This window comes from Promicromonospora kroppenstedtii DSM 19349 (genome assembly GCF_000515355.1).
GTDB lineage: Bacteria > Actinomycetota > Actinomycetes > Actinomycetales > Cellulomonadaceae > Promicromonospora > Promicromonospora kroppenstedtii.
In genome coordinates this window covers 24279-25425 of sequence record NZ_KI911708.1, presented here as the reverse complement: position 1 = coordinate 25425, position 1147 = coordinate 24279, and the positions used below count along the sequence as shown (strand labels likewise).

Sequence of the window (1147 nt, the reverse complement as noted above, 5' to 3'; positions counted from 1 at the left end):
CCCAGGCGCCCGCCGGCGCCCCCGCCAGCCGGGCCGCCGCGAACAGCAGGTTGGGCTGCCGCTTGGGCTCGGGCAGCGTGTCGAGCAGCGCGCACACCTCCGGGTCGGCGGCGACCCCGGACGCCCAGTCCTCGTACGTCGGTGACCCGCCGTTCCGGGCCTGGCTCAGGGCGAAGTGCGCGTAGACGGCGGCGGTCTCCATCCGGCTCACGCTAGCGGCCCGGGTCCCAGCGCAACCCGGGTGAAACGGACGTTTCGATCAGGTCACCTCCTGGGAACGCCGTTGAAACGCAGCAGTGCGAGCATCGAGGAGTGAGCAGCGCACCCGACACCTCCGGCACACCGTCCCGGGCCTCGGTCGGCCCCGAGGACGCCGCGTGGCTCGCCCGCGCCGTCGAGGTCGCGTCCCGGAACGTGGCCGACGGCGGTGGTCCCTTCGGGGCCGTCGTCGTGCGCGACGGCGCCGAGATTGCGGCCGCCGGCAACCGGGTGACCCGGGACCTCGACCCCACCGCGCACGCCGAGGTGGTGGCGATCCGGGCGGCCTGCCAGGAGCTCGGCACCTTCTCGCTGGCCGGGACCACGCTGTACGCCTCGTGCGAGCCGTGCCCGCTGTGCCTCTCCGCGGCGCTCTGGGCGCGGGTCGACCGCGTGGTGTTCGCCGCGGACCGGCACGACGCCGAGCGTGCCGGCTTCGACGACCGCGAGTTCTACGAGCTGCTCGACCGCGACCGGTCGACGTGGCCCAACCCCGTCGTCGAGCACCGGATCGAACGGGCCGGTGAGCCCTTCGAGGCCTGGCGCGAGCACACCGCGCGCGTGCCGTACTGAGGCGCGGCGGGGGGATCCCCGGAACCGACCCTGTCCTGTACTTTTACGGCGATGCACCCGGCCGACGCCGGGCAGGACGGAGAAGGCCATGGACGCCAGGAACAGCACGACAACGGTCGGCATCGTGCTCGCGGCCGGCGCGGGCAGCCGGTTCGGCATGCCCAAGGCGCTGGCCCGCAGCGACGGCGGCACGCCCTGGCTCGAGCTCGCCTGCCAGGCGCTGGTCGACGGCGGGTGTGCGGACGTCGTCGTGGTGCTGGGCGCGCGGGCCGACGAGGCCGAGCGGCTGGCGCTGTCCGACGCGACGTCCGTGGTC

The 1147-nt window shown here is 74.8% G+C and carries 3 protein-coding genes; 2 read left to right on the top strand and 1 reads right to left on the bottom strand.

Annotated features, from left to right (window positions below; all coding sequences use genetic code 11):
- On the bottom strand, positions 1-202 hold a 202-nt coding region (locus PROKR_RS31720; protein WP_036965859.1), incomplete at its 3' end, for a DUF2332 family protein.
- A 110-nt stretch (positions 203-312) separates the two neighbouring features.
- Between PROKR_RS31720 and PROKR_RS19270 the strand changes: the two genes are divergently transcribed.
- Both PROKR_RS19270 and PROKR_RS31715 read left to right on the top strand, forming a co-directional pair.
- Positions 313-831 carry a nucleoside deaminase gene (locus PROKR_RS19270; protein ID WP_036965857.1) on the top strand — a complete coding sequence of 173 codons (519 nt, stop codon included), beginning with the start codon at positions 313-315 and terminating at the stop codon, positions 829-831.
- A gap of 88 nt (positions 832-919) precedes the next feature.
- Positions 920-1147, top strand: a 228-nt coding sequence (locus tag PROKR_RS31715) for an NTP transferase domain-containing protein (protein ID WP_157602283.1), incomplete at its 3' end; no start/stop codon positions are given.